Consider the following 23,029-nt stretch of genomic DNA (forward strand, 5'->3'; position numbering starts at 1 on the left):
CTATGAATAACCAGAACAGCTTTGAGCCAAAACTTGTTGTTTTTTGTTGTGAGAATTCGGGTCTTTTGGCGGCGGAGCAGGCAGGTAAAATGCAGTTATGCTATCCTGACAGAGTAGATTTGATAAAATTGCCGTGCGCTGGAAAAATAGATGTTATATATTTTTTGAAGGCCTTGGAAAAAGGGGCTGACGGAGCTATTTTACTGGCGTGTCACCAGGAAAATTGTAGATTCCTTAAAGGCAATTCCCGAGCGGGTCAACGCGTTGTGCAGGTTAAAAAAATGCTTAAGGAAATCGGTATTGAAGAAGAACGGGTTGGCATTTATTATATCGCTGGAAATATGGGCCACGAGTTTGTAGAGATAGTCCGGGGAATGTATGACAGGCTTAGGGAGATGGGGCCAAATCCCGGGAAGGTGATAAAATGATTGTTGCCGAACGAAAACCCATTGAAGAAATTCTGAAAGTCGTTAACAGCCACGGGAAAGTATTGATTTTAGGATGTCGTGGTTGTGTTACAGTATGTTCAGCCGGCGGGGAAAAGGAAGTTAGCATTCTTGGTTCCCAGTTAAATCTGGCCTGTAACAAAGAAAAACGCCGTGTAGAGTTTTTTGAAAAGACTGTAGAGCGGCAGTGCGACTTTGAGTACCTGGCTGGTTTGCGGCATGAGGCGAAAGAAGCGGAGGCAATTCTGTCTATGGCCTGCGGAGTGGGTGTGCAGCTATGTGCCGAGTATTTCAGGAATAAACATGTTTATCCGGCTCTTAATACTAAATTTTTAGGTGCCAATATTGCTTTAGGTAAGTGGGAGGAAAGGTGTCAGGCATGCGGAGATTGCGTGTTGGGACAAACAGGCGGCATTTGCCCGGTTTCTCGTTGTTCGAAAAGCTTGTTTAACGGGCCTTGCGGTGGATCGCAGCATGGCAAGTGCGAAGTGGGGAAGGGCGAAATTGAATGTGGTTGGGCCCTGATTATAGAACGCCTTACCCGCTTGAGGAAACTGGATAACCTGAAGGAAATAATGGGCATGAAAAACTGGCGTTTTAGTCGTGATGGCGGCCCGAGAAAGCTGGTAAGGGAGGAATTATACCTTGAAGGCAGGAAGTAGACTGGAAAAGGTATTAAATGCCGGTCATTTTGCTGTTACCGGTGAAATAAATCCTCCCCAAAATGCCGAAGGCAAAGTCATTGCTCATCACGGCGAAATGCTCAGAGATTATTGTGATGCAATAAACCTTGCTGATAACCAAACTGCCGTGGTACGCCTATCCAGTATCGCTTCAGGCATTGTTTTACAGCAAATGGGCATCGAGCCGAACATTCATATTGTAGCCAGGGACAGGAACCGCATAGCTATCCAGAGTGATGTTCTGGGAGCGGCGGCTTTTGGGATTAAGAATGTTCTCTGCCTGTCCGGAGACCACCAGACCTTGGGTAACCATCCTACTGCTAAAAACGTCTATGATATAGATTCGATTCAGATGTTAAAAATGCTGGACGGCATGAGAAAAGGCTATTTTGCTAACGGTGAAGAAATTAAGGGCCCACGGCCGGAACTTTTCCTGGGCTGTGCAGCTAACCCTTTTGGCGATCCTTTTGAGTACCGTGTATTGCGCTTGGCCAAAAAGATTGAAGCAGGAGCAGATTTTGTACAAACCCAGAGTATTTTTGATATGGAAAGGTTTGAAAGATGGATGGAAATAGTCAGGGCTGCAGGGCTGCATAAAAAGGTTAAAATTCTGGCTGGGGTAACCCCTCTAAGGTCCTGGAAGGCCGCTGATTTTATCAAAAATAAGGTGGCCGGAATGATTGTTGACGACAGACTCATTGAACGGCTTAAGGCTGCGAAGGACCCACAGGAAGAAGGCATCAAGATATGCGTGGAGCAAATAAATTACCTGAAGACCATGGAAGGTATTGCCGGAGTGCACATAATGGCTGTTGCCTGGGAAGAAATTATTCCTGAGATTGTTAAGAGGGCCAACCTCTATCCAAGACCTCAAATAAATTAACCCTATGTTTGGCGGAGGAGAAATACTTTGCATAACAAACGAGTTCTTGTTATTGGCGGCGGTACCGCTGGGATGGCTGCTGCATTAGAAGCTGCCGACCAGGGACTTTTGGTATTTCTGGTAGAAAAAAATAGGGATATGGGCGGCTGGGCCTATACTTACTGTTGTAAAGCCACAGAAAAATGTAATAAGTGCGGGACCTGCTTGGTGCTGCAGTTAAAAGGACATGTTGAAAGACACCCACTGATTACCGTTTTTTGCAATAGCCATGTTATAGGAATGACCGGCAGGGCAGGAGCCTATACGGTGCAAATAGGAACAGAACAGGGGGAAATAAAACTTGACGTGGCTGCCATAATACTGGCTACCGGATTTAAACCTTTTAATGCAGCATTAAAAGGAGAGTTTCACTATGGCAAACACCCTAATGTAGTTACTGCACTGGAATTAGAGCAAACTTTAAGGACAAAAGGCTCAGTGGTACGAGCCTTTGGTGAAGTCAGAAAGATAGGGTTTATCCAGTGTGTCGGCAGCAGGGATTTGGCATTGGGCAATAACTATTGTTCCAGGGTGTGTTGCATGTATGCCGCCAAGCTGGCCAAACTCTTACGGGCGGAACTACCCCAAGCGGAAATATCGATTTTCTTTATGGATTTGCAGACCTTTGGTAAAGGGTTTGATGATTTCATTAAATCTTGCAGGTCAGATGACAAAATCCATTTTATCAGGGGAATTCCGGCCAAGATTTTCAGTTTCCCCTATGACAGGTTAACTGTAAGGTATGCTGATTCAATAACGGGTGAAGCTATTGAAGAAAAATTTGATATCATAATCCTTTCGTCGGCTATCTTGCCGGGTGAAGATACGGCAAAACTGGCCGAAATTTTTGGTCTGGAAACTGATGAACATGGTTTCTTTGCCGTGAACCCGTTAAATCCTGTTGCTACAAATAAAGAAGCGGTTTTTGTTGCCGGAACGTGCGAGTCTCCCAAAGATATACCGGGGAGTATTGAACAGGGAAAGGCAGCTGCCGGCGCTGTAGTTGATTTTCTTTGTTCCACATTATGAACAGCGAAACATTGTTCGCTTTATAGCCCAAATCACCGTCTCGATTGAATGGCCATCCATGGCTCACAGTCGCTCGGCCTTCCATGGCCTCTGCCGGTGATTTGGGCCATTCCGCTTACAAAGGTTTTTGGTACAAAATTTATGAACAGTTCGCCAACACCTTTGCTGAACTATTTTCCACAGGCTGCAGGCAATATATCTCGGCCTGTAATCGCTAATCCACTTTGGGTATGCAGATCTTACTGCCTATTTGGAGATTGCGGGGGTCCACATCAGGATTTGCCGCAAGAAGTTTTTTTAATGGAATATTCAATTTTTTGGCGATCAAGTATAATGTATCTCCGGGGCTAACCTCCCAGTAAATGCCGCTCGGGCAGGGCACAGAATGTTTAAATGGAAATTTGCGAAAACTTAACATGGACATCTTAATCTTCCCTTCTTTTTGTAATATTTTATGTTCCGGAGTGTGGCCAACGTGCATCATTTTGTTTATAATCTTATAATTATTGGGGCAGCCTTTGTTTTATTTTTAATAGGGTCAACCTTTTTACATGAGCTGTCTCACTATGTGGCCGCCAGGTTGGCGGGTTTTAAAATAGTTGGTTATCAGCTTTGGACAATTCCCTTCAAGCGCCGAGGATATGTTGATGTATTTATCAGCAGACATACTAAAAAGCTTATGCTGAAGAAAGGATTTATGCACGGTTCAGGTTTAATGGTACACCTCATCATTTTAATTATAGCTTTATTCGCTGCCTATCATAGCTCTGTAAGCTGGGGAAGAGCTGGATGGTTGACCGGCGCCTTTGTTAACGCTTATCTGTTTCTGCTTAACCTGATTCCCGAGGAATCTGACGGCCGGAAATTAATAGCCCTGTTTAAGGCCAGGGCATAAAACAAGGCATTGGAGGGGAGGTACTTTTCTTTGCAGGGGATTATATTTGATTTTGATGATACACTGGTTGAGACAACCATTTATTTTGACCAGGCCAAGGAAAAATTTGCGGCAAAAATGAAAGAACTGGGTTTTCCTATCCCAGAGGCGTTGGATACTTTAAACAAGTTTGATATTCGGAATGTTCTCAACTGCGGTGGGTTTTTAAAAGAATGTTTTCCTAAAGCATTGGTTGAAACATACGAGTATTACTGTTCTCTTCATAATTTGAAGGCCTGCCGAACAACGGCTGCTTGGCTGGAACAGCTTGGTTGGAAGGTATTTGATGCCCCTGTGGTTCTCATTGATGGAGCAGAGAAAGTGGTAAAGGAACTGGCACGTGATTATCGGCTGTTTTTGGCTACCAAAGGCGAACCGGAAACGCAGGTTAAACGCCTAAAGGCAACAGGGTTGGCGCAATATTTTGAAAAAGTTTATGTGGTTCCGGATAAAACTCCCGTCGAGTATAAGAGAATTGCGGCGGAAAACAGACTTGAACCTGCGCAGTCCTGGGTAGTGGGGAACAGTATGAAAGGTGATATTAACCCAGGCTTAAAGGTGGGGTTTAACTGTATTCATGTTTACCACCGACATACATGGGATTTTGAAGAAGAACCGCCAGTCGGGGACTTCGTATCTGTCCAAAGCCTTGAAGAGATACCAGATATTATAAAGAATGGCGAAAAATAAAACACAACCGTCCTAGTGTTTCTCTGTTAACTGCCGCACAGGGACGGTTTTTACAGGTTCCGCAAAAACATCGGAAGAAATCACTGCTGTTTGTTGTTCGGGATTTAAGCCTTCAATCCATACTGGGGCGCCGTTATACCTTACGTCAATCATTTCCGGTGAATTGACTATTTCTTCTGCGCGTTTATAATCCATAGTACCTCGTCTCCTTTTACATTTTTTATTACAATATTTGTTCTTATATTGCCACAGAGAAATATCTATTATTCATTTGTTCACCGGCTTAAGAATTGAGGATAAACTTTCACGCAGTAATCGCCATTAGCGCCAGCACCTTTTCTTTTTCAGGTAGTAGCCGATGAGAGTTATTGCAATGGCGATAATAATGAAAATATCTGCTTCATGGAACCAAAGGCGAATGCGCTCCCAGTGCTCTCCCATTTTGTACCCCGCATAGACCAGGGCCACGGACCATGGTAAAGAGCCAAGAAATGTATAAAGGAGAAATTTGGTAAAATTCATTTTGCCTATACCGCAGGGTAATGAGATAAAAGTGCGAATAATGGGGAGTAGCCGGGTAAAAAAGGCTGTGGCTTCGCCGTATTTGGCAAACCATGTTTCTGCTTTTTTTAGGTCTTGCGGGGAAATAAAAAAATACTTGCCAAACCTGGTGATAAAAGGACGTCCGCCAACCCGGCCCACCAGATAGGCCAGGGCAGAACCCGCTGTTCCGCCCATAGTTCCTGCTAATACGGTCCCCCAAAAGGATAGTTTTCCGGTGGAAACCAGGTAACCGCCGAAAGGTAATATAATTTCGCTGGGAATAGGTATACAGGCGCTTTCCAGGGCCATACCTATACCAATGCCCCAATAATGCATTTTGACAATGGCCAGAATGACTAATTTAAAAAAATCTGATAAAATTTCAGTCATTTGTGCCTCCTGGTTATATTGAATTTAGTCAACCGGGAATAGTTTGCCGTTAATTTTCGCTTTACGATACAAGACGTGTCTTTTCAGCGACTTCTGTAACTGGTCGAAATCGGGGTTTAAGTTAATCTGGCTGACACACCTTGCCCAGTAGTCTTCAAACGGGGTGAGGGCGCGGGCTAATGCGTAGTAAGCGTGGTGGCCTTTTTCCGTCAGCTTGATGGTTTTTCTGTCCATCAATTCTCCTTGTATAAGTTCTTCTATGATTGATTGCAGAGAAAAACTGTAAACTCCCGAAGCAGTGCGGATAAAATCGTAAAACCCAATATCGTGTTTTTCCAGATTATTGGCAGAGGCCAGGTACAGCAAAGTATGAATAGATTTAAAGGATGGGAAGTTAAATTGTGTAACCAACCGCATAATCAGGATGTGTTGAACTGTAAAATGTGCCATCTTACCCTCCGGATACGCTGTGCGGTAATAAAATCATTCTTTATTACTTAGATTAATATTAGCCCATATCCTCTTGAATTACAAAAAATGATTGACATTTAATATAATAGTTGCTAACATAAATTTAAAACAGCTAAATATTTTAGTCTCTTATCAAGAGAGGTGGAGGGACTGGCCCAATGAAACCCGGCAACAACGTCTGAAGAGACGGAATGTGCCAATTCCTGCAGAAGTTCGGCTTCTGGCAGATAAGAGGATGTATAACTGAAGTTATAACCTCTTTTTGACCAGAAAAGAGGTTTTTTATGTTTAGGGAATTTTGCTTTGAGGGAAAGTTTCCTTGAGGTTTTGATAGAAACTTTTGTTATTTTTCGCTAAATTAGGAGGGAAGGAAATGGGTATTAAGCGGACCTATGACGAGATTAATGAAAAAATAAAAGCCGGTAAGGTGGTAGTTGTTACAGCAGAGGAAGTTATTTCTATGGTTGAAGAGCAGGGCGTGCAGAAAGTAGCTGAGGAAGTGGATGTAGTTACTACAGGGACCTTTGGGCCCATGTGTTCTTCCGGAGCCTTTTTTAATTTTGGTCACCCGAAACCCAGGATTAAGATGCAGAAAGTTTGGATGAATGGAGTTCCTGCCTATACAGGTATTGCTGCAGTCGATGCATACCTGGGGGTAAACGAACTTCCAGAATATGATCCCCTGAACAGCAATCACCCGGGCGAATTTCGGTATGGCGGCGGACATGTTATTGAGGACCTGCTTCTGGGTAAGAAAATTAAATTTGAAGCTATCGGCTACGGTACTGATTGTTATCCCAGAAAAAAGATTGAGACTTATATAACCCTTGACGATATAAATGAAGCGACTCTTTTTAATCCGCGCAATGCTTACCAGAACTACAATTGTGCCGTAAACCTTTCTGATAGGACCATTTATACATATATGGGAGTTTTAAAGCCTAACCTGGGTAATGCCCATTACTGCAGCGCCGGTCAGCTTAGCCCTTTGTTAAATGACCCATACTACCGGACCATCGGTATTGGAACAAGAATTTTCCTTGGGGGCGGTATTGGCTATGTGGCCTGGCACGGTACTCAGCATAATCCCTGTGTGCCCCGTGGCGAAAATGGCGTGCCTTTGGGTGGAGCGGGGACCATCGCTGTCATTGGCGACCTGAAGCAAATGGATGCCCGCTGGCTAAGAGGTACGAGTTTCCTCGGTTATGGCTCTACTCTTACGGTGGGATTGGGTATTCCTATCCCCATACTTGATGAGGATATGCTGCGTTTTACGGCGGTGAAGGATGAGGACATTTTCTGTCCGATAGTGGACTATAGCGAAGCCTACCCACAGGGAACGGGAGAAATTCTCGGCCGGGTAAGTTACGCTCAGTTGAAGTCAGGCAAGATAGAAATCAACGGGAAAGAAGTCCCCACAGCGCCCCTTTCCAGTTATCCGAAAGCCCGGGAAATAGCTAATATTTTAAAAGACTGGATCAAACAGGGTAAATTTACTTTGACGGAGCCCGTGCAAAGCCTGCCGGGAGCAGATTCCGGCATCCAGTCCAAACCTTTGAAAGAAGTGTAGGCGTAGGCGCGGCGTTCGAATGTGAATTAGAAAGGAGTGCGGAAAATTGACAAAGAGGATAGTCCTGAGGTTTCCTTCTCAGATTGTAGATAAACCTTTATTGTACCATCTGGTCAAGGATTTCGGTTTGATGGTTAATGTGCTGAAAGCAAATGTTAACCCCCGTAAGGAAGGGTTTATGGTTATGGAACTATCGGGTGAAACATCCAGCTACGACCAGGGAATTGATTTTTTGAAAAAGCAGGGTGTTACCGTAGAAAAATTGGCGGAAGATATTGTCCGCGATGTTGACAGATGTACTCATTGTGGTCACTGCACCAGTTTATGCCCTGTGGGCGCCCTTTATATAATCAGGCCCTCCATGGAAGTGGCTTTTGATGAAGAAAAGTGCATAGTATGCGGTTTGTGTCTCAAGGCGTGCCCGGTGAAAGCTATCGAACTTAATTTTAACGGCAGGTAACAGGAAGGTAAATTATGTATGTAGACCGTACTTACCGTGAAACGTTTTCCGCCAAGGACCTGGTCCCATTCCGGGTCGTCATTAAGGATAGCGACATGATGATTTTGGTGGATAAGGAAAGTTATGTTCCCGAGTTGCCTAAAAAAGCCGAACAAATAACCAGGTTTTACCGCACCCAATTAGAAGATTACATTATGCGCGACCCCATTTTCAAAACAACTCTCGAACCGCATTTAGCTTATGAAGATGCGCCGCCCATAGCCTTGGAAATGGTAAAGGCGGGCAACTCCTGCGGAGTGGGCCCAATGGCAGCCGTGGCAGGAGCCATGGCCGAGCGGGTGGGCAGAGCCTTACTGAAGAAGGTAAAAGAAGTAATAGTTGAAAACGGTGGCGACTTGTTTTTATGTATTAAAAAGCCCAGAATCGTCGGAATATTTGCAGGTCAGTCGCCTTTTTCCGATAAGTTGGCCTTGAAAGTTTACCCTGGGGAAAGTCCCCTGGGCTTGTGTACTTCTTCGGGAACCGTTGGCCCATCCCTGAGTTTTGGTAAAGCTGATGCCGTGGTAATTGCTGCCCCTTCGGCGGCTTTGGCAGACGCTGCGGCCACTGCTGTCGGCAACCTGATCCAAACGAAAGACGATGTGGTAAAAGGCGTTGAAGCCGCCAAACGAATTAAAGGAGTAACCGGGGTTCTGGTGATAAAAGACGACCGGTTATCGGCCTGGGGAGATATAGAAATAGTGCCCAGGGCCTAACAAAGGGGCTGTCTCGACAGCCCCTTTTTGTGAGCGTGTTATTCGGAGTATACGGTTTTGTTTCTGTTTTTATCCTGATGACGTTCGATGGCCAGTTCAATTAGCCGGTCTAACAGCTTATCATAGGGTAGACCGGTGGCAGCCCATAATTTGGGGTACATGCTGATTTCTGTAAAACCGGGCAGGGTGTTAATCTCGTTGATTAAAATTTCCCCGGTATCCTTTTTTATAAAGAAGTCAACGCGGGAAAGCCCGGCTCCATCGATCGCCTTAAAGGCCTTGACGGCCAATTTTCTTACTTCGTTCATAGTTTTATCATCCAAAGGGGCCGGAATTTTCAATTCCGAAGTCCCGCTGATATATTTGGCCTCGTAGTCATAAAAGTCATTACAGGGGACAATTTCTCCGGCAATGGAGGCTTCCGGTTCGTCGTTGCCGAGAACGGCTACTTCAATTTCCCGGCCATTGATATTTTCTTCCACTACAACCTTGCGGTCGTAAAGACACGCCAGGTGCATGGCTTTTACAAGCTCATCCCTGTTGGCTGCTTTGGAAATACCTACACTGGAACCCAAATTTGCCGGTTTTACAAATACGGGATAACCGAGAGCGGTTTCTATTTTGTTGCATATAGGGTCTTGGTCTTTTTCCCATTCCTTGCGGAGAAATGTCAGGTATTTTCCCTGGGGAAGGTTATGTTGGGCAAACATGGCTTTCATCATGGCTTTGTCCATGCCTACCGAGGATGCGGCAACTCCACAGCCCACATAGGGGATATTGGCTAATTCCAAGAGTCCTTGCAGTGTGCCGTCTTCGCCGAAGGTACCGTGTAAAACCGGTAAAACCACATCCACAGATTCGCGGGTAAAGAAAATTTGGCCCGGCTCTTTTTCCTGTAAGTTAACCAGGTTATCCCCCGTGGGGTCGGCCAGGATGGCTGCTTCGCATTTGATGTTGCTGTCAAATGTATTAAGTGAGGATAGAATGTACCATTTTCCTTCCCGGGATATTTTTATGGGAATTATCTCATACTTTTCCTTGTTTAAAGCCTGCAAAACAGAATTGGCCGAGGCAAGGGATACTTCATGCTCGCCCGATTTACCGCCGAAAATTACTGCTACTCTGTTTTTTTTCATCGGATGACCTCCTTAATTTAATCCGCCGGTGAGCCACTGGTGTCTACAAGATATGATTTATTCAACAAGAGTCGGTTTATTCCTCTGTGGTTTCCTAAAATCACAAACTTTTCATCCAATATTAATTATATGATACAAAGGCTTTTGGCGGGAGGCGGAATGACATAATATATCTTTTTCCTTTGAAAGACAGGGTTTTTTATGCTAAAATAATTTCGGCTAATTCAGAAAGAGGAGGATTGGATATGGCCGGTCATTCTAAATGGGCTAACATTAAACATAGAAAAGCCAAGCAGGATGCTCAGAAAGGCAAAATTTTTACCAAGCTGGGTAAAGAATTAATTGTTGCTGTAAAGCAGGGCGGGGGTGACCCCGAAGCCAATCCCAGGTTGAAAGCGGTAATTCAGAAGTGCCGGGAAGCTAACATGCCCATGGACAATATTAACCGGACCATTGCCAAGGCTACCGGGGAATTGGCCGGTGTAAATTACGAGGAAATTGTCTATGAAGGCTATGGTCCCGGCGGTGTGGCCGTTCTGCTTAATGTCACTACCGATAACCGGAACAGGACAGCAGGAGAAATTCGCCACCTTTTCTCTAAACACGGGGGTAACTTGGGTGAATCGGGTTGTGTGGCCTGGATGTTTGAAAACAAGGGTTTAATTACCCTGAATAAAGAAGAAGTGACTATGGACGGAGACGATTTAATGCTGCTCGTGTTGGATGCCGGAGCGGAAGATATGAAAGAAGAGGACGATATGATAGAGATTATCACTGCTCCGGAAGACCTGCACAAGGTTAAAGAAGTCCTGACAGCCCAGGGGTTGAAACCTGAGGTAGCCGAGTTAACCATGCTGCCAAAGAGTACGGTGGCCGTACAAGGCGACGAAGCCGTAAAGATGATGAAATTGATGGATTTATTGGAAGACCATGATGATGTACAGGCAGTCTATGCCAACTTCGAGATTTCTGACGAGCAAATGGAAATGATCGGGTAGTTTGATTACTTCCTCATGAATAATTTCCCTCCTTTCTGGCAATACTTATTAGTCAACAAGAGTATTGAAAGGAGGGGTAAGATGAGGCAAGGGAGTTGGCAAAAGAAACTGGCTGTTGCGCTGGGGATTCTGTTTGTTTTAAGTTTTACAGCCTGTTATGCCTTTTTTGACGGATGGCTGCCGGGCATATATACTTCGGAGTCTGCAGCCAAAAAACCGGTGGAAAGGAAACCGCGTATCAAGGCCGATACCAGGATAGCCAAAGCGCTGGTTTTTGCGTGCAATGATAAAGTTTATACTACCATACCCACAACCAGCAAATATATAGGCATGGATTTTGAGGCCCTGGCGAAGGAGTTTCCCCCCGAAGAGGGTTGGGAAATAGATGATTCTGTGCCAAACGAACTTATTATTACCCGGCACGAAAACAAGGTCTGTCCTTATCATAGAGAATTCAGGCATTTAGGGATAGATGAAGGTTTCCTGGCCATTTATGAGGGCCCCCTTGGTTACAACGATAAGGTTTTGCAACGGGAAAACGTAGCCGTTTACCTGCTGCCTCCTGAAATCCAGGAAGACTTGAACATGGCAATGAATTATAACCAACAGGACCCCGATACCCAGGCCAGGTTAAAAAGCCAGTTGGAATTTGAAGATGAGAATAAATTGAGCGCCGTGCTGGAGAACTTTGATGAATATAAAGAAGAATAATAAATAGGGTTTGCGTTGCAAACCTTCCTTTAAACCCCCGAGCGAAGCGACGGGGTTTTGATTCTGTTAATATGAACTTTGTTATTGACAGTATATCGGGCAGAGTTTAAAATATGAATAGATACCCCAACGGGGTATAAAGATTGGGGAGGGAGATTCTGATGGACAACAGAAGAGCTGTAATTGATGCGGAGAAATGCGATAGATCGCCGTGGTGCCCGGTAAAAAGGGTGTGCCCGGCCAATGCCGTCGAACGGGAGGATGATAACGACCCGTATTTTGTGAATGCTTATTGCCAGGGTTGCGGTAAATGTGTCCAGTACTGCCCGAGACGTGCTGTTTCCATGGTTTAGTTAACAAATAGTTCCGCTCCAATATTTCTAAGCCAGTCTATTGGAGGGGTAGGTGGGCTCACCGCTACCCCACCCACCCCTCCATAAAAAACGGCGGATTGAACCGGAGCCCCGCTCCGGAAACGTTTACTTTCCCCGAATATTTTAGGTCGATAGCCTCAGAGGGTAAATGAGCTGTAATATACCCTCTTTTTTCTTTGCGGTAATATAAACCACTAATTATCTAGGCTACCAATATTATACTCGGTTTCCTTTTCTGTTGGGGGGAGGATAATGTTAGGAAGGTGTCGAAATAGGTTTTTAGGGAGGTTATGCATGTGTTGATATTAGGCGTGGACCCTGGAACAGCTATTACGGGCTATGGACTGGTCAGGGTTCAGGGTAACAAACTGGATGCCGTTTCTTACGGTTGTATCCGTACAGATGCAGGGTTGCCTTTACATCAAAGACTACAGAAAATTAATTCGGAAATATCCAGGTTAATAAGGGAGTTCAAGCCAACTCATTTTGCCATAGAAGAACTTTTTTTCAACAAAAACACACGTACGGCCCTTTCCGTGGGGCAGGCAAGAGGTGTGGCTTTATTGGCTGCCGCCAACGCCGGCCTGGAAATTGCAGAATACACGCCGCTGCAGGTGAAACAGGCAGTGGTTGGCTACGGGCGGGCTGATAAAAACCAGGTGCAGTACATGGTCAAAACAATTCTTTGTTTGCCGGAAATACCGAAACCTGATGATACTGCCGACGCTTTGGCTGTAGCAATTTGTCACAGCCATTTTTATAAGATGGAAGATATTTTCCTGATAAGGGGAAAATAAGATGAAGGGGAAAATATGATGATATCTTTTTTAAGAGGAGAACTGAATTATATTGGCGAAGACTACATAATCATTGATGTGCACGGGGTTGGATACAAGGTTTATGTTCCGGCGTCGTTTATCGGTAAACTCCCTGCCTGCGGCCAGCCGGTAACAGTATTTACCCATTTATATGTCCGGGAAGATGTTATGCAGCTATACGGTTTTCCGGATAGAGAAGAATTGGAGCTTTTTGAAGTTCTCCTCCAGGTTTCCGGAATAGGACCAAAGGTAGCTGTTTCCGTTCTTTCTGCTGTACCCGCCTCTTCTTTTAAGCAGGCTATTGTAAATGAACAGGTAGGAGTACTTACGCAGGTCCCGGGGATAGGTAAGAAAACAGCCCAGCGGATGATATTGGAATTAAAAGATAAATTAGGTAAATTGCCGGGAAGAGGTCAGGCCCCGCCTGTTTCTGCTAATTTTGCTCCCAACACCGAGGAGGCAGTTCAGGCCCTGATAGCTTTGGGCTATGCCCCCAATGAGGCCAGAAAGGCTGTCAACAAAGTAGTTAACACTCATCCTGAGCTGGGAGTGGAAGAGTCCATAAAGAAAGCCTTGCTGGAATTGGCCAGGTTCTAAATAAGGGGGAAAAGCATGGAAGAAAGAATCGTTTCCACCAAACCGAGAGAGGAAGATATGGAAGGGGATTACAGTCTAAGGCCCCGCAGAATTTCGGAATACATTGGCCAGCAAAAGGTCAAGGAAAATCTCCGGGTCTTTGTGGAGGCTGCCAAACAAAGGTCGGAATCGTTGGACCATGTGTTGCTTTTCGGGCCTCCCGGGCTGGGAAAAACAACTCTTGCGCATATTATTGCCAACGAAATGGGTGTCAATATAAGGATTACATCGGGACCGGCCATTGAAAGGCCCGGCGACCTGGCTGCCATTTTGACCAATTTAAGCCAGGGTGATATTTTATTTATAGATGAGATTCACCGTTTAAACCGAAGTGTGGAGGAAGTTCTTTACCCGGCTATGGAAGACTATGCCCTGGATATTATTATTGGTAAGGGCCCCAGCGCCCGGTCCTTACGCATTGACCTGCCCAAGTTTACCCTCATCGGGGCTACCACCAGGGCCGGTATGCTGACGTCACCTTTAAGAGATAGGTTCGGGGTTATTTTAAGGCTGGAATTTTATACTGCTGAGGAATTGATGGAAATAGTGCGGCGTGCGGCTGCCATATTGCAGGTAACCATTGATGACGAAGGCGCTTACGAAATAGCCCGCCGTTCCAGGGGTACCCCCAGGGTGGCCAACCGTTTGCTGAAACGGGTGCGGGATTTTGCCCAGGTAAAAGCCAACGGGCATGTTTCCAAGGAAGTTGCCGACATGGCGCTAAATTCGCTGGACGTTGATTTTTTGGGGCTCGACAGCATTGACCGTAGGTTGCTGACGACTATTATTGATAAATTTGGGGGCGGTCCTGTCGGCCTTGATACTTTAGCGGCTTCTATCGGTGAAGAAGCCGATACTATAGAAGATGTGGTGGAACCCTTTTTATTGCAGTTGGGATTCCTCAACCGGACCCCCAGGGGGCGACAGGCCACGCCATTAGCCTATAAGCATTTAGGCAGGACCTGTGCAGAGGAAGTGGCCAAGCAGACAGAATTATGGAGTTAGTAGTTTTAGATTGTATTGGTATATAATTTTAAGGAAAAAATAAGCTTTGGTGGTGTTGCATGAATATACTGTTACATATATGCTGCGGGCCCTGTTCCATATATCCGGTTAAAAAATTACGGGAGGAACAGCACCGGGTTAGGGGGTATTTTTATAATCCGAATATCCACCCTTATACGGAGTGGAAAAAACGGTTGGATACCCTTAAAGAGTATGCAGAAAAAATAGATTTGCCGTTAATAGTTGATGAAAATTATGAATTAGAAGACTTTTTACAACAAGTTGTATACCGGGAAAAAAACCGCTGCCGTATATGTTATTACATGCGGCTTTTGCGGGCGGCTAAAATAGCGAAAAAAGGCAAGTTTGATGCTTTTACCACTACTTTGCTGGTAAGTCCTTTTCAAAAACACGAAATGATCAAGGAGATTGGTGAAGAGGTTGCGGAGAAAACCGGTATACCTTTTTATTATCAGGACTTTCGGCCCGGGTTTAAGGAAGCCACGGCCGCGTCCAAAGAAATGCAGATGTACCGGCAGCAATATTGTGGATGTATTTTCAGTGAAAAGGAACGCTATTGCCGATAGGAGGTTTTTTTATGGAATTTGGAAATATGGGCCGCCTAATGATGCTGATTGGCGCATTTTTGCTTCTTTTTGGCGCTTTGATTACCTTTGGCAGCAGGTTTATTCCTTTTGGCAGACTACCCGGGGATATTTTTTATCAAAAAGGGAACTTTTCCTTCTATTTTCCCATCGTTACCAGTATAGTACTAAGTATCCTGTTAACATTGATTCTAAACTTGTTAGCAAGAAAATAAAATTTATTTTTTCAAACCCTTAAAAAAGAAATTACATTGCCGAAGACTATAATATCGGGGAGGTGTAAACCACCATGGGGTTTCTCTTCCGAAATTCTTCTGACAAGGGGGAAAGTTCCGATTATAAAACACTGGTCCGGGAAGCCAAAAACGGTAACCACTTTGCTCGGGAACGGTTAATCAAAAGGTACTCCCCATTTGTATTGAAGATAACCTCGAAAGTATGCGGCAGATTTGTGCATATGGGAGAGGATGACGAAGTAAGTATAGGTCTAATGGCTTTCAATGAAGCTATTGACTGTTATGATGATAATAAAAACATGTCTTTTCTCAGTTTTGCCGAGACGGTCATCAAACGAAGGCTGGTAGATTATTTCCGAAAGGAACAGCAAAACAAAAACGCGGTTCCTTTATCGAGTTTTGAAACTGAGGATGAAGACGAATCGGAGGGTACTCTTTACCACATAGAGGCAAAACGATCCCAGGAAGTTTATCAACAGGCATCTTTGGCTGCAGAAAGAAAAGAAGAAATATTTATTTATAACCAGAAACTGCAGGAATTTGGGTTAACCTTTGCGGAACTGGTAAAGATTTCACCGAAACACGAAGATGCCCGGGTGCGGGCTATAGAGGTGGCGCACCTGATTTCCAGGGATGAAGAAATAAAGGAATACCTGCTTAGAAAAAAAGAGCTGCCTTTGAAAACTATTGAACAAAGGGTCGATATAAGCAGAAAGACACTGGAAAGACAGCGTAAATACATAATTGCCGTGGCATTGATTTTAATCAATGATTTTGCGCATTTGAAACAGTATGTGGAAAAGGCTGTGTAGAAAGGAGGGGACATGATGAACAGAATGACGGGAGTTGTTTTGGAACAGGAAGGTACACATGTGATTGTATTGACTTCGACGGGTGAATTTAAGCGTATAAGGTGTCGGGGAAGGCTGCCGGAAATAGGCGAAGAAATATTCTTAAAAACCAATACGTATAGACCCTTTGTAACAAAATTTTCCTGGATTGCAGCTGCCGCCGCCATTCTGGTCTTGGCCCTGATGTCTCCTTTCGCTGCTATGGTAAATCAACCACCAGAAAAAGCTGTTGCCTGGATAACCGTTGATATAAATCCCAGCCTGGAGCTTACCATAAGCAACAGAGAACGTATAATCAGCGCCATTGGTCTTAACAATGACGGGCGGAAACTGCTGAAACGGGTTGACATTATAGGTATGAAACCTGAAGAAGCTCTCATTGCATTGACCGATGAGGCCACCAATATGGGTTATATCAAGCAGGCAAAGGAGAATAACGTGGTCATTTCGGTGGCCAGTGCCGATAAGGGTTTTAACAGCCAGGAACTTGAACAAAAACTGGTGGCAGCCACCCAGGACGTGCTGTCAGAGAAGCGAATGGCAGCAGTTGTACAGACTGTGAAGGTAACGCCGGAATTTCGTGAAAAAGCCAAAAAGAAAGAAATCTCTACTGGAAAATATGCGGTACTGATAGAAGCTGTTAATTCCGGTATATTGATCAGCGAAGATGAAATAAAAGACAACAGTATAACCGACGCTATCAAAAAGGCTGGTGGCAAACCGGAAGAAATATTGCAAAAAGCCCATGAAGAGAAAATAGAGCAATTGCCGGAAAAAGAAAAGAAATACTTGATGATTGCCGGCCGGATCGACAGAAACAGGAGCAGCAAGGAGGAGCAGGGTAAAGATAAACCTGCTGCAGCAGAAGACGGTAAAAATACCTCCGGAAATAATGAAGACCAGACACTTACGAAAGATAATCCTGCCCGGGAAAATGACACTGAAAAACCGGGTAACGAACAGGGGAACAGTGGCGCCAAACCGGCGGAACAAAATGAAAAGCCTGCTGCCGGCGGGCCGGGAACCCAGAAACCCGCTGATACCGGTAATTCGACGAATAATGATTCTCAACGGGAGACCAACACGACCATCATTATCGACAACAATACAAGAAACCGTGATAACAGCATGAATTAGGCCTAAGGAGCTGCTTAAATAGGGCAGCTCTTCGTTATTTATGTTTTTTCTAGGATTTTGCTAAAACAGGGAGGAAGGGCGTTGCTTTTTGTCGAACTCCTATTGGCAACAATTTTCCAAGAGGAGGACTGAAATGCTGCCGATGTCCAAGGCTCTAAAGTATGCCATCAAAAAAGGAACAATTGCTCTGGCCCTGATGTTATGTGCTTCATTCCTATCAGGAAATACCGGTTCTGCGGAAGCTGCGATACCGAAAACAATCAGGATAGGTGTTATTGCCAGTACAGGCAAAGCTGCTTATAAAAACGCCGGGATCGTTAAATTTACGGTGCAGGGAAATTACCAGGTCATAGATGCAGGCGCTTTGCCTCCATTGAATGTCTTGGGTGATATGGAAGAAGGCTCTTCGTGGCAGGTAGCTTACCTGACTACCGGAATTCAGGTTATCCGGGACGGACAGCCGTTAATCATTACGCCCGGGCCGATAGTCATACAGGAAAAATCCCATTCCGGCAGCAACCTGGTTGTTTTGCAGAGTTATACGCCTAACGGCAGTAGTGAAACAGCCATAAATAAAAGATACCGCGGGAACATGGAGTTTAAGCTCGGTTCCGGCTATTTAACTGGTATTAACGACTTGCCTTTGGAAGAATATTTATATGGTGTTGTACCTAGAGAAATGAGCAATAACTGGCCGATTGAAGCGCTGAAGGCGCAGGCCCTGGCGGCCAGAACTTATGCTGTTGTCAATTACAATAAAAGAATTGCTCTTGGTTTCAACCTGCTGGATACCCCCGATGATCAGGTTTACGGCGGCTATGACAGCGAGGGGGCGCAGGCTACTCAGGCTGTGCAGGAGACGCAGGGGGAAATTATCACTTACCGGGGGGAACCAATTTCTGCTGTTTACCATTCTAATAGCGGTGGACATACGGAAGATAACGAAAATGTCTGGTCCGGACCGGCGCTGCCTTACCTGAGAGGGAAACCGGACCCATATAGTCTGAAAGGCAAGTTTGGCAGTTGGACCTATGAAACTGTTGCTACGGGAACCGATGCTTTGGGCAGGCTTGGAGTGCAGGATAAGTTGCGGCAGATTGACCCCAATTTCGGTACGTTGGCAGACATTGAACTCATTAAGTACCCTTCCGGCCGGGTGAAAAAGATAGTAATTACTGATTCAATGGGTTATACTATTGAAAAAACGGGTAGTGAGTTTGGCAAGCTATTTAACCCAAGTTTTTATACTTATTTAAATGAGCAAAGTTTTATGTCCAACTTTTTCAGTGTGGAATTCCTGCAGCAAAATTCCTTGACAGTTGTGGATGCAGCGGGGAATACCAGGTCTGTAACAGGCCAGTCAGGCCTGATGGCAGTAAGCGGGGATGGGACAGTCAGTTCCCTGGACGGCGGTTCCGCAGGCGTTTATGGGACTGATGGAACCAACACTGTTAAGTTAACCGTCTTTCCTGAGCAGATTGTTTTCAAGGGCCACGGCTGGGGGCATGGAGTGGGTATGTCCCAGTGGGGCGCTTACCAGATGGCGAAAGAAGGAAAGACATATAGGGATATAATCACCTTTTATTATACCGGAGTGGAAATAAGCAAATAAATTATGCATAACAGAAAGGAATATTATGAAAGTCGCTGATTTCGATTTTGAACTGCCGGAAGAGCTTATCGCCCAGGAACCGGTTGAGCCAAGAGACCACTCACGGTTGCTGGTTGTGAACAGGGATAACGGGAATATCGAACATAAAAGGTTTTATAATTGTATCGATTATATAGAGCCGGGAGACGTGCTGGTGGTCAATAATACCAGGGTTCTTCCGGCCCGGTTGTTTGGGGAGAAAAAAGGCAGCGGTGCGAAAATCGAATTTGTCCTGCTAAAAAGGATTGACCGGGACAAGTGGGAGGTGCTGGTCAAGCCGGGTAAGCGGGTCAAGCCCGGTACCGTAATCTTCTTCGGCGGTGGATTACTGGAAGCCTTTGTTCTGCAAACTACGGAATCAGGGGGACGGTTAGTGGAATTTAGATACGAAGGTATTTTTGAAGAACTGCTGGACAGGTTTGGTCAGATGCCGTTGCCGCCTTATATTAAAAAGCAGCTCGATGATCGGGAACGTTATCAGACGGTCTATGCCAGGGCAAGCGGTTCCGCTGCCGCCCCTACGGCCGGACTCCATTTTACTGAGGAACTGTTAAAAAAAATGCATGAAAAGGGCGTAGTTATTGCCGAAGTTATGCTGCACGTGGGTCTGGGTACCTTTCGGCCTGTGAAGGTAGATAACGTGGAAGACCACCGGATGCATGCCGAGTATTATGAAATAAATGAAGAAACAGCTAACCTGATTAACAGACAGCGGGACCGGGGTCATAAAATTATCGCTGTCGGGACGACCAGTTGCCGGGCGCTGGAAACTGCTGCGGATTCTTCGGGTAATTTAAAACCTGGCTGCGGCTGGACAGATATATTTATTTATCCGGGGTACCGGTTTAAAGCCGTCGACAGGTTAATCACCAATTTTCACCTGCCCAGGTCAACACTGATTATGCTGGTCAGCGCTTTTGCGGGCAAGGATTTGATTATGAGGGCATATCAGGAGGCCATAGCCGAAAAATACAGGTTTTTCAGTTTTGGCGATGCCATGATGATTTTATGAAGAAGGAGAAATCTTCCATGACGAAAAAACGTTTTTGGCCTTTCGCGGCAATAACCTTGGTTATGATTTTCTGGGGGCTGTCCTTTTTAAGCATTAAGGTATCAGTTGCGGCCCTGGGTCCGATGAGCCTGGCCCTAAGCAGGTTTGCAATTGCTTCTTTGTTGTTGTTTACCTTTCTTAAAATCAGGGAACCCGGGACCAGATTGGAACGCAAGGATACTTTATTGATGGCAGTTTCCGGAATTATAGGTATCACCGTTTATTTCTTTTTTGAAAACAACGGAGTCAAGCTGACTGCCGCTTCTACTGCTTCGATTATAATCGGTACCATACCGCTGTTAACAATTCTGGCTGATTTTATTTTTTGCGGTAATCGGGTCACCTGGTCCAAAGGATTTGGCGTGGCCATGTCCGTTATCGGGGTATACCTGATAGTTAAAGAAAGTGGAGATTTAAGTTTTGCTTCCCGGCATTTTATCGGCAACCTGATGATGTTTGGCGCCGCTTTTTCCTGGGTATTTTATAGTTTGCTCACACGGCCGTTGGGCCAGCGTTATTCCCGTCTGGCTGTTACTACATACCAGACTTTATTCGGTACGGCTGCTATTGTGCCTTTTGCCTTGTTTGAAACTAATGAATGGGACGCCCTCAACTGGGTTGTGGTTGGCAACGTTCTTTTTCTAGGGTTTTTCTGCTCGGCACTGGGTTACTATTTTTACGTTTATGCCATGGGGGAACTGGGGGTAGATATTTCTTCCCTTTTTATTAACCTTATACCGGTTGTTACGGTAGTCAGTAGTTATTTTATTTTGGGAGAAAAAATAACCTCCACCCAGATGATTGGTGGAGGGATTATTGTTTTAGCCGTGTATTTTGCCGATTTGAGTAATTGGCTGAAAAAAGATGACCGGAGGAAACAAACAGGACAGAAAACTAATCCCATCGAAAACGTAAAAGCATAAGGTTATGTTTTAAGATTGTTTTCAGCCGCTTCTTCCGGAATCCTTTCGTTACTTTTTTCATGACCGCCCAGTTCTGCAGCTAACATTCCCGCCAGGATAAAAACTGCCCCGATTCCTTGTCGGAGGGTGAAAGATTCACCACCGATGAAATAAGCAAAAATAGCGGCAAAAACGGGTTCCATAGTAAAGATAATGGCGGTATGGGTAGGAGAGGTATACTTTTGGGTCCAGGTCTGTACAAAGAAGGCCAGGGCGGTAGCAAAAACTGCCGTGATCAAAATAGCGCGCCATACCTGTGCATTAAAAGCTTCCGCCGTTGGAGCTGTCTCTTTGATCAGAGCTGCAACAAAACTTGCTAATGCCACGGTACCGATTTGTACTGTGGCCAAAATAAAGGCATCGTGGTCCGGGGAATATTTTCCTACCAACAAAATATGCAGCGCATAAGAAAAGGCACAAAACAGCACCAGCAGATCACCGTAGTTAAAAGTAAGGGTGGCATTAATGGTCAGAAGCCCCAGTCCTACTGTTGCGCTGATAATGCCCAGGGCTGAAATTATGCCAGGGGGTTTCTTCTGAATAAAAGTAACAGTGACGGGGACAATGACAACGGATAAGCCGGTAATGAAACCCGCATTGGAAGCGGTGGTATACTGTAGGCCAAAGGTCTGGAAGGAGTATCCGGCAAAAAGCGCCAGGCCAATCAGGATACCTTTCCATAAAGTGGACCGAGTAGTTTGGACGATACGTTTATTGGTGATGAGCAACATTAATAAGGTGGCTATACCAAAGCGGATAGCCAGAAAATAAAAAGGCTCCACACGAGTGATGGCTTCTTTAACGGATACAAAAGTTGCCCCCCATACGGCGGTAACAAATACAAGGGCTAAATCTGCCAAAAGTTGGTTTTTTCTGCTGTTCATGTCTGCCTCCTTAGAAAAGTACGTATCCATTGTTGCATATTAGCTGCCATGTGTCAACAATCAGAGACAACAAGCTGGAAACTACTTCGGTGAAAATTTATGCTACGAAATTTCGAGAAAAAATAACACCGCAAGCAGGATTTTTGAGCTTTAGAACGAATTAGAATTAGCAATTTATTGTTGCAAGAAAATGAATTTTTTAAACAATGAAGGAGGCCTAATATGAAAAAGTACCTGAAAATTTTTGTCTTGAGTATCCTTGCGCTGAGTTTGCTTTTTGCTGTAGGATGCGGTACAAAAGCAACTACGGAAGAGGGCAAGGGGGAAGATGTAAAAACCTATAAAGTTGGTACCGATGCTGCTTACGCACCCTTTGAATCTGTTGACCCCAGCGGCAAAATTGTTGGTTTTGATATCGACGTATTAAGCGCTATAGCAGAAGCTGAAGGATTTAAAGTTGAATTTATCAATACCAAATGGGACGGTATTTTGGCCAACTTAGCCACGAATAAAATGGACATTATTGTTTCCGCAGTTACAATCGATGATGAACGTAAAAAAGAGGTTGATTTCAGTGACCCCTATTTTGAGTCAACCAATTACATTTTGGTTCCCAAAGATTCACCTATAAAATCTATGGTTGACCTAAAAGGGAAAAAAGTTGCCGTACAGCAGGGTACTACAGGTGATATGGCTATCACCAAGTTCCTTGGCAAGAATTACGATGGTATTAAGCGTTTCGGTGGCAATCCGGAAGCGTTTCTTGAGCTGAAGAATGGCCGGGTTGATGCTGCAGTTGCCGATTCAGGGGTTGTCGTAGAGTATGTAAAAGCCAATCCTGATCAAAACTTGAAGATTGTAAAAGACGAGAAGTTCCCGAAAGAATATTATGGTATCGCTGTTAAGAAAGGCAACACTGAACTTTTAGAGAAGATAAACAGTGGTTTAAAGAAGATTAAGGAAAACGGCGAATACGATAGGATTTATAAAAAATGGGGCTTTCAGTAGAATTAACACCTTTAGTTAATTATGATGGCGTGGTGCTTAGCCGGCATCACGCTGTTTTTGTGAAGATTGAAAG

Annotated in this window: 28 protein-coding genes and 1 riboswitch; of the genes, 23 read left to right on the plus strand and 5 right to left on the minus strand. The window is 44.8% G+C overall.

All coding sequences use genetic code 11. The features are described from left to right. Positions 1 to 2: 2 nt before the first annotated feature. The 6 genes from Tfer_RS00590 to Tfer_RS00620 all read left to right on the plus strand — a co-directional run bounded on the left by Tfer_RS00590 (position 3) and on the right by Tfer_RS00620 (position 4,704). Entirely contained in the window at positions 3 to 428 is a 426-nt protein-coding gene (locus Tfer_RS00590) for a hydrogenase iron-sulfur subunit (RefSeq protein WP_052216424.1), read from the plus strand. Further along, the gene (locus Tfer_RS00595) at positions 425 to 1,108 is read left to right on the plus strand and encodes a methylenetetrahydrofolate reductase C-terminal domain-containing protein (RefSeq protein WP_052216425.1); all 684 of its coding nucleotides are present in this window, start codon (positions 425 to 427) and stop codon (positions 1,106 to 1,108) included. The genes Tfer_RS00590 and Tfer_RS00595 overlap by 4 nt, the downstream gene beginning before the upstream one ends. Next, positions 1,092 to 2,012 (plus strand): methylenetetrahydrofolate reductase, encoded by a 921-nt coding sequence (locus tag Tfer_RS00600; RefSeq protein ID WP_052216426.1) that lies wholly within the window; start codon positions 1,092 to 1,094, stop codon positions 2,010 to 2,012. Before Tfer_RS00595 ends, Tfer_RS00600 begins: the two co-directional genes overlap by 17 nt. Positions 2,013 to 2,039: 27 nt before the next feature. Beyond that, on the plus strand, positions 2,040 to 3,080 hold the full coding sequence (locus Tfer_RS00605) for an FAD-dependent oxidoreductase (protein WP_052216427.1): 1,041 nt from the start codon (positions 2,040 to 2,042) through the stop codon (positions 3,078 to 3,080). A gap of 475 nt (positions 3,081 to 3,555) precedes the next feature. After that, positions 3,556 to 3,975, plus strand: a complete 420-nt coding sequence (locus Tfer_RS00615; RefSeq protein WP_052216428.1) for a zinc metalloprotease — start codon at positions 3,556 to 3,558, stop codon at positions 3,973 to 3,975. Between the two features lie 30 nt (positions 3,976 to 4,005). Continuing rightward, positions 4,006 to 4,704 (plus strand): HAD family hydrolase, encoded by a 699-nt coding sequence (locus tag Tfer_RS00620; protein WP_052216429.1) that lies wholly within the window; start codon positions 4,006 to 4,008, stop codon positions 4,702 to 4,704. A gap of 12 nt (positions 4,705 to 4,716) precedes the next feature. Here Tfer_RS00620 and Tfer_RS00625 read toward each other — a convergent pair whose 3' ends face one another. From Tfer_RS00625 to Tfer_RS00635, 3 genes are all read right to left on the minus strand, one after another. After that, positions 4,717 to 4,899: an H-type small acid-soluble spore protein gene (locus Tfer_RS00625; RefSeq protein ID WP_013120053.1), complete on the minus strand. Its 183-nt coding sequence runs from the start codon at positions 4,897 to 4,899 to the stop codon at positions 4,717 to 4,719. Positions 4,900 to 5,025: 126 nt separating this feature from the next. Next, positions 5,026 to 5,637 (minus strand): DedA family protein, encoded by a 612-nt coding sequence (locus Tfer_RS00630; RefSeq protein WP_052216430.1) that lies wholly within the window; start codon positions 5,635 to 5,637, stop codon positions 5,026 to 5,028. Between the two features lie 24 nt (positions 5,638 to 5,661). Further along, positions 5,662 to 6,087, minus strand: a complete 426-nt coding sequence (locus tag Tfer_RS00635; RefSeq protein ID WP_052216431.1) for a hypothetical protein — start codon at positions 6,085 to 6,087, stop codon at positions 5,662 to 5,664. A gap of 147 nt (positions 6,088 to 6,234) precedes the next feature. After that, a riboswitch (SAM riboswitch) is annotated at positions 6,235 to 6,342 on the plus strand. A gap of 139 nt (positions 6,343 to 6,481) precedes the next feature. Between Tfer_RS00635 and Tfer_RS00640 the strand changes: the two genes are divergently transcribed. The 3 genes from Tfer_RS00640 to Tfer_RS00650 are packed head-to-tail and all read left to right on the plus strand — an operon-like array spanning position 6,482 to position 8,893. Next, positions 6,482 to 7,678, plus strand: coding sequence for a homocysteine biosynthesis protein (locus Tfer_RS00640; RefSeq protein WP_052216432.1), 1,197 nt, complete (start codon positions 6,482 to 6,484; stop codon positions 7,676 to 7,678). A 46-nt stretch (positions 7,679 to 7,724) separates the two neighbouring features. Then, on the plus strand, positions 7,725 to 8,138 hold the full coding sequence (locus tag Tfer_RS00645; RefSeq protein WP_013120057.1) for an NIL domain-containing protein: 414 nt from the start codon (positions 7,725 to 7,727) through the stop codon (positions 8,136 to 8,138). Positions 8,139 to 8,152: 14 nt separating this feature from the next. Further along, positions 8,153 to 8,893: a UPF0280 family protein gene (locus tag Tfer_RS00650; RefSeq protein WP_013120058.1), complete on the plus strand. Its 741-nt coding sequence runs from the start codon at positions 8,153 to 8,155 to the stop codon at positions 8,891 to 8,893. 38 nt (positions 8,894 to 8,931) lie between these two features. Here the strand turns inward: Tfer_RS00650 and Tfer_RS00655 are convergent, their stop codons facing one another. Further along, positions 8,932 to 10,029 (minus strand): D-alanine--D-alanine ligase, encoded by a 1,098-nt coding sequence (locus tag Tfer_RS00655; RefSeq protein ID WP_052216433.1) that lies wholly within the window; start codon positions 10,027 to 10,029, stop codon positions 8,932 to 8,934. Between the two features lie 245 nt (positions 10,030 to 10,274). Between Tfer_RS00655 and Tfer_RS00660 the strand changes: the two genes are divergently transcribed. The 13 genes from Tfer_RS00660 (at position 10,275) to Tfer_RS00720 (ending at position 21,025) form a co-directional block, all read left to right on the plus strand. Beyond that, complete coding sequence (locus Tfer_RS00660; protein WP_013120060.1) at positions 10,275 to 11,027, plus strand: YebC/PmpR family DNA-binding transcriptional regulator; 753 nt, start codon at positions 10,275 to 10,277, stop codon at positions 11,025 to 11,027. A gap of 81 nt (positions 11,028 to 11,108) precedes the next feature. Further along, positions 11,109 to 11,738 carry a hypothetical protein gene (locus Tfer_RS00665; protein ID WP_013120061.1) on the plus strand — a complete coding sequence of 210 codons (630 nt, stop codon included), beginning with the start codon at positions 11,109 to 11,111 and terminating at the stop codon, positions 11,736 to 11,738. 161 nt (positions 11,739 to 11,899) lie between these two features. Then, positions 11,900 to 12,091 carry an ATP-binding protein gene (locus Tfer_RS00670; protein WP_013120062.1) on the plus strand — a complete coding sequence of 64 codons (192 nt, stop codon included), beginning with the start codon at positions 11,900 to 11,902 and terminating at the stop codon, positions 12,089 to 12,091. A 317-nt stretch (positions 12,092 to 12,408) separates the two neighbouring features. Further along, on the plus strand, positions 12,409 to 12,909 hold the full coding sequence (gene ruvC, locus Tfer_RS00675; RefSeq protein WP_052216434.1) for a crossover junction endodeoxyribonuclease RuvC: 501 nt from the start codon (positions 12,409 to 12,411) through the stop codon (positions 12,907 to 12,909). Positions 12,910 to 12,924: 15 nt separating this feature from the next. Further along, a complete protein-coding gene (gene ruvA, locus Tfer_RS00680; RefSeq protein WP_013120064.1) occupies positions 12,925 to 13,527 on the plus strand; it encodes a Holliday junction branch migration protein RuvA in 603 nt (200 codons plus the stop codon). Positions 13,528 to 13,542: 15 nt separating this feature from the next. Continuing rightward, complete coding sequence (ruvB, locus tag Tfer_RS00685) at positions 13,543 to 14,571, plus strand: Holliday junction branch migration DNA helicase RuvB (protein ID WP_052216435.1); 1,029 nt, start codon at positions 13,543 to 13,545, stop codon at positions 14,569 to 14,571. 59 nt (positions 14,572 to 14,630) lie between these two features. Continuing rightward, positions 14,631 to 15,158, plus strand: a complete 528-nt coding sequence (locus Tfer_RS00690) for an epoxyqueuosine reductase QueH (RefSeq protein WP_013120066.1) — start codon at positions 14,631 to 14,633, stop codon at positions 15,156 to 15,158. 11 nt (positions 15,159 to 15,169) lie between these two features. After that, positions 15,170 to 15,391, plus strand: coding sequence for a DUF2905 domain-containing protein (locus tag Tfer_RS00695; protein WP_052216436.1), 222 nt, complete (start codon positions 15,170 to 15,172; stop codon positions 15,389 to 15,391). Between the two features lie 74 nt (positions 15,392 to 15,465). Further along, the gene (gene sigI / locus Tfer_RS00700; RefSeq protein WP_013120068.1) at positions 15,466 to 16,224 is read left to right on the plus strand and encodes an RNA polymerase sigma factor SigI; all 759 of its coding nucleotides are present in this window, start codon (positions 15,466 to 15,468) and stop codon (positions 16,222 to 16,224) included. Positions 16,225 to 16,239: 15 nt separating this feature from the next. Continuing rightward, the gene (locus tag Tfer_RS00705; protein ID WP_052216437.1) at positions 16,240 to 17,400 is read left to right on the plus strand and encodes an anti-sigma factor domain-containing protein; all 1,161 of its coding nucleotides are present in this window, start codon (positions 16,240 to 16,242) and stop codon (positions 17,398 to 17,400) included. A gap of 133 nt (positions 17,401 to 17,533) precedes the next feature. Then, complete coding sequence (locus Tfer_RS00710; RefSeq protein WP_052216438.1) at positions 17,534 to 19,012, plus strand: SpoIID/LytB domain-containing protein; 1,479 nt, start codon at positions 17,534 to 17,536, stop codon at positions 19,010 to 19,012. Between the two features lie 25 nt (positions 19,013 to 19,037). Further along, positions 19,038 to 20,063 carry a tRNA preQ1(34) S-adenosylmethionine ribosyltransferase-isomerase QueA gene (gene queA / locus Tfer_RS00715; RefSeq protein ID WP_052216439.1) on the plus strand — a complete coding sequence of 342 codons (1,026 nt, stop codon included), beginning with the start codon at positions 19,038 to 19,040 and terminating at the stop codon, positions 20,061 to 20,063. Positions 20,064 to 20,080: 17 nt separating this feature from the next. Then, positions 20,081 to 21,025: a DMT family transporter gene (locus tag Tfer_RS00720; RefSeq protein ID WP_052216440.1), complete on the plus strand. Its 945-nt coding sequence runs from the start codon at positions 20,081 to 20,083 to the stop codon at positions 21,023 to 21,025. Positions 21,026 to 21,027: 2 nt separating this feature from the next. Here the strand turns inward: Tfer_RS00720 and Tfer_RS00725 are convergent, their stop codons facing one another. Further along, positions 21,028 to 21,948: a DMT family transporter gene (locus tag Tfer_RS00725; RefSeq protein ID WP_052216441.1), complete on the minus strand. Its 921-nt coding sequence runs from the start codon at positions 21,946 to 21,948 to the stop codon at positions 21,028 to 21,030. A 222-nt stretch (positions 21,949 to 22,170) separates the two neighbouring features. On the opposite strand from Tfer_RS00725, the gene Tfer_RS00730 reads away from it, so the two are divergent. Further along, complete coding sequence (locus Tfer_RS00730; RefSeq protein WP_052216442.1) at positions 22,171 to 22,956, plus strand: basic amino acid ABC transporter substrate-binding protein; 786 nt, start codon at positions 22,171 to 22,173, stop codon at positions 22,954 to 22,956. The last annotated feature ends 73 nt before the right edge of the window (positions 22,957 to 23,029 follow it).

It is taken from the genome of Thermincola ferriacetica, assembly GCF_001263415.1.
Taxonomy (GTDB): Bacteria; Bacillota; Thermincolia; order Thermincolales; family Thermincolaceae; genus Thermincola; species Thermincola ferriacetica.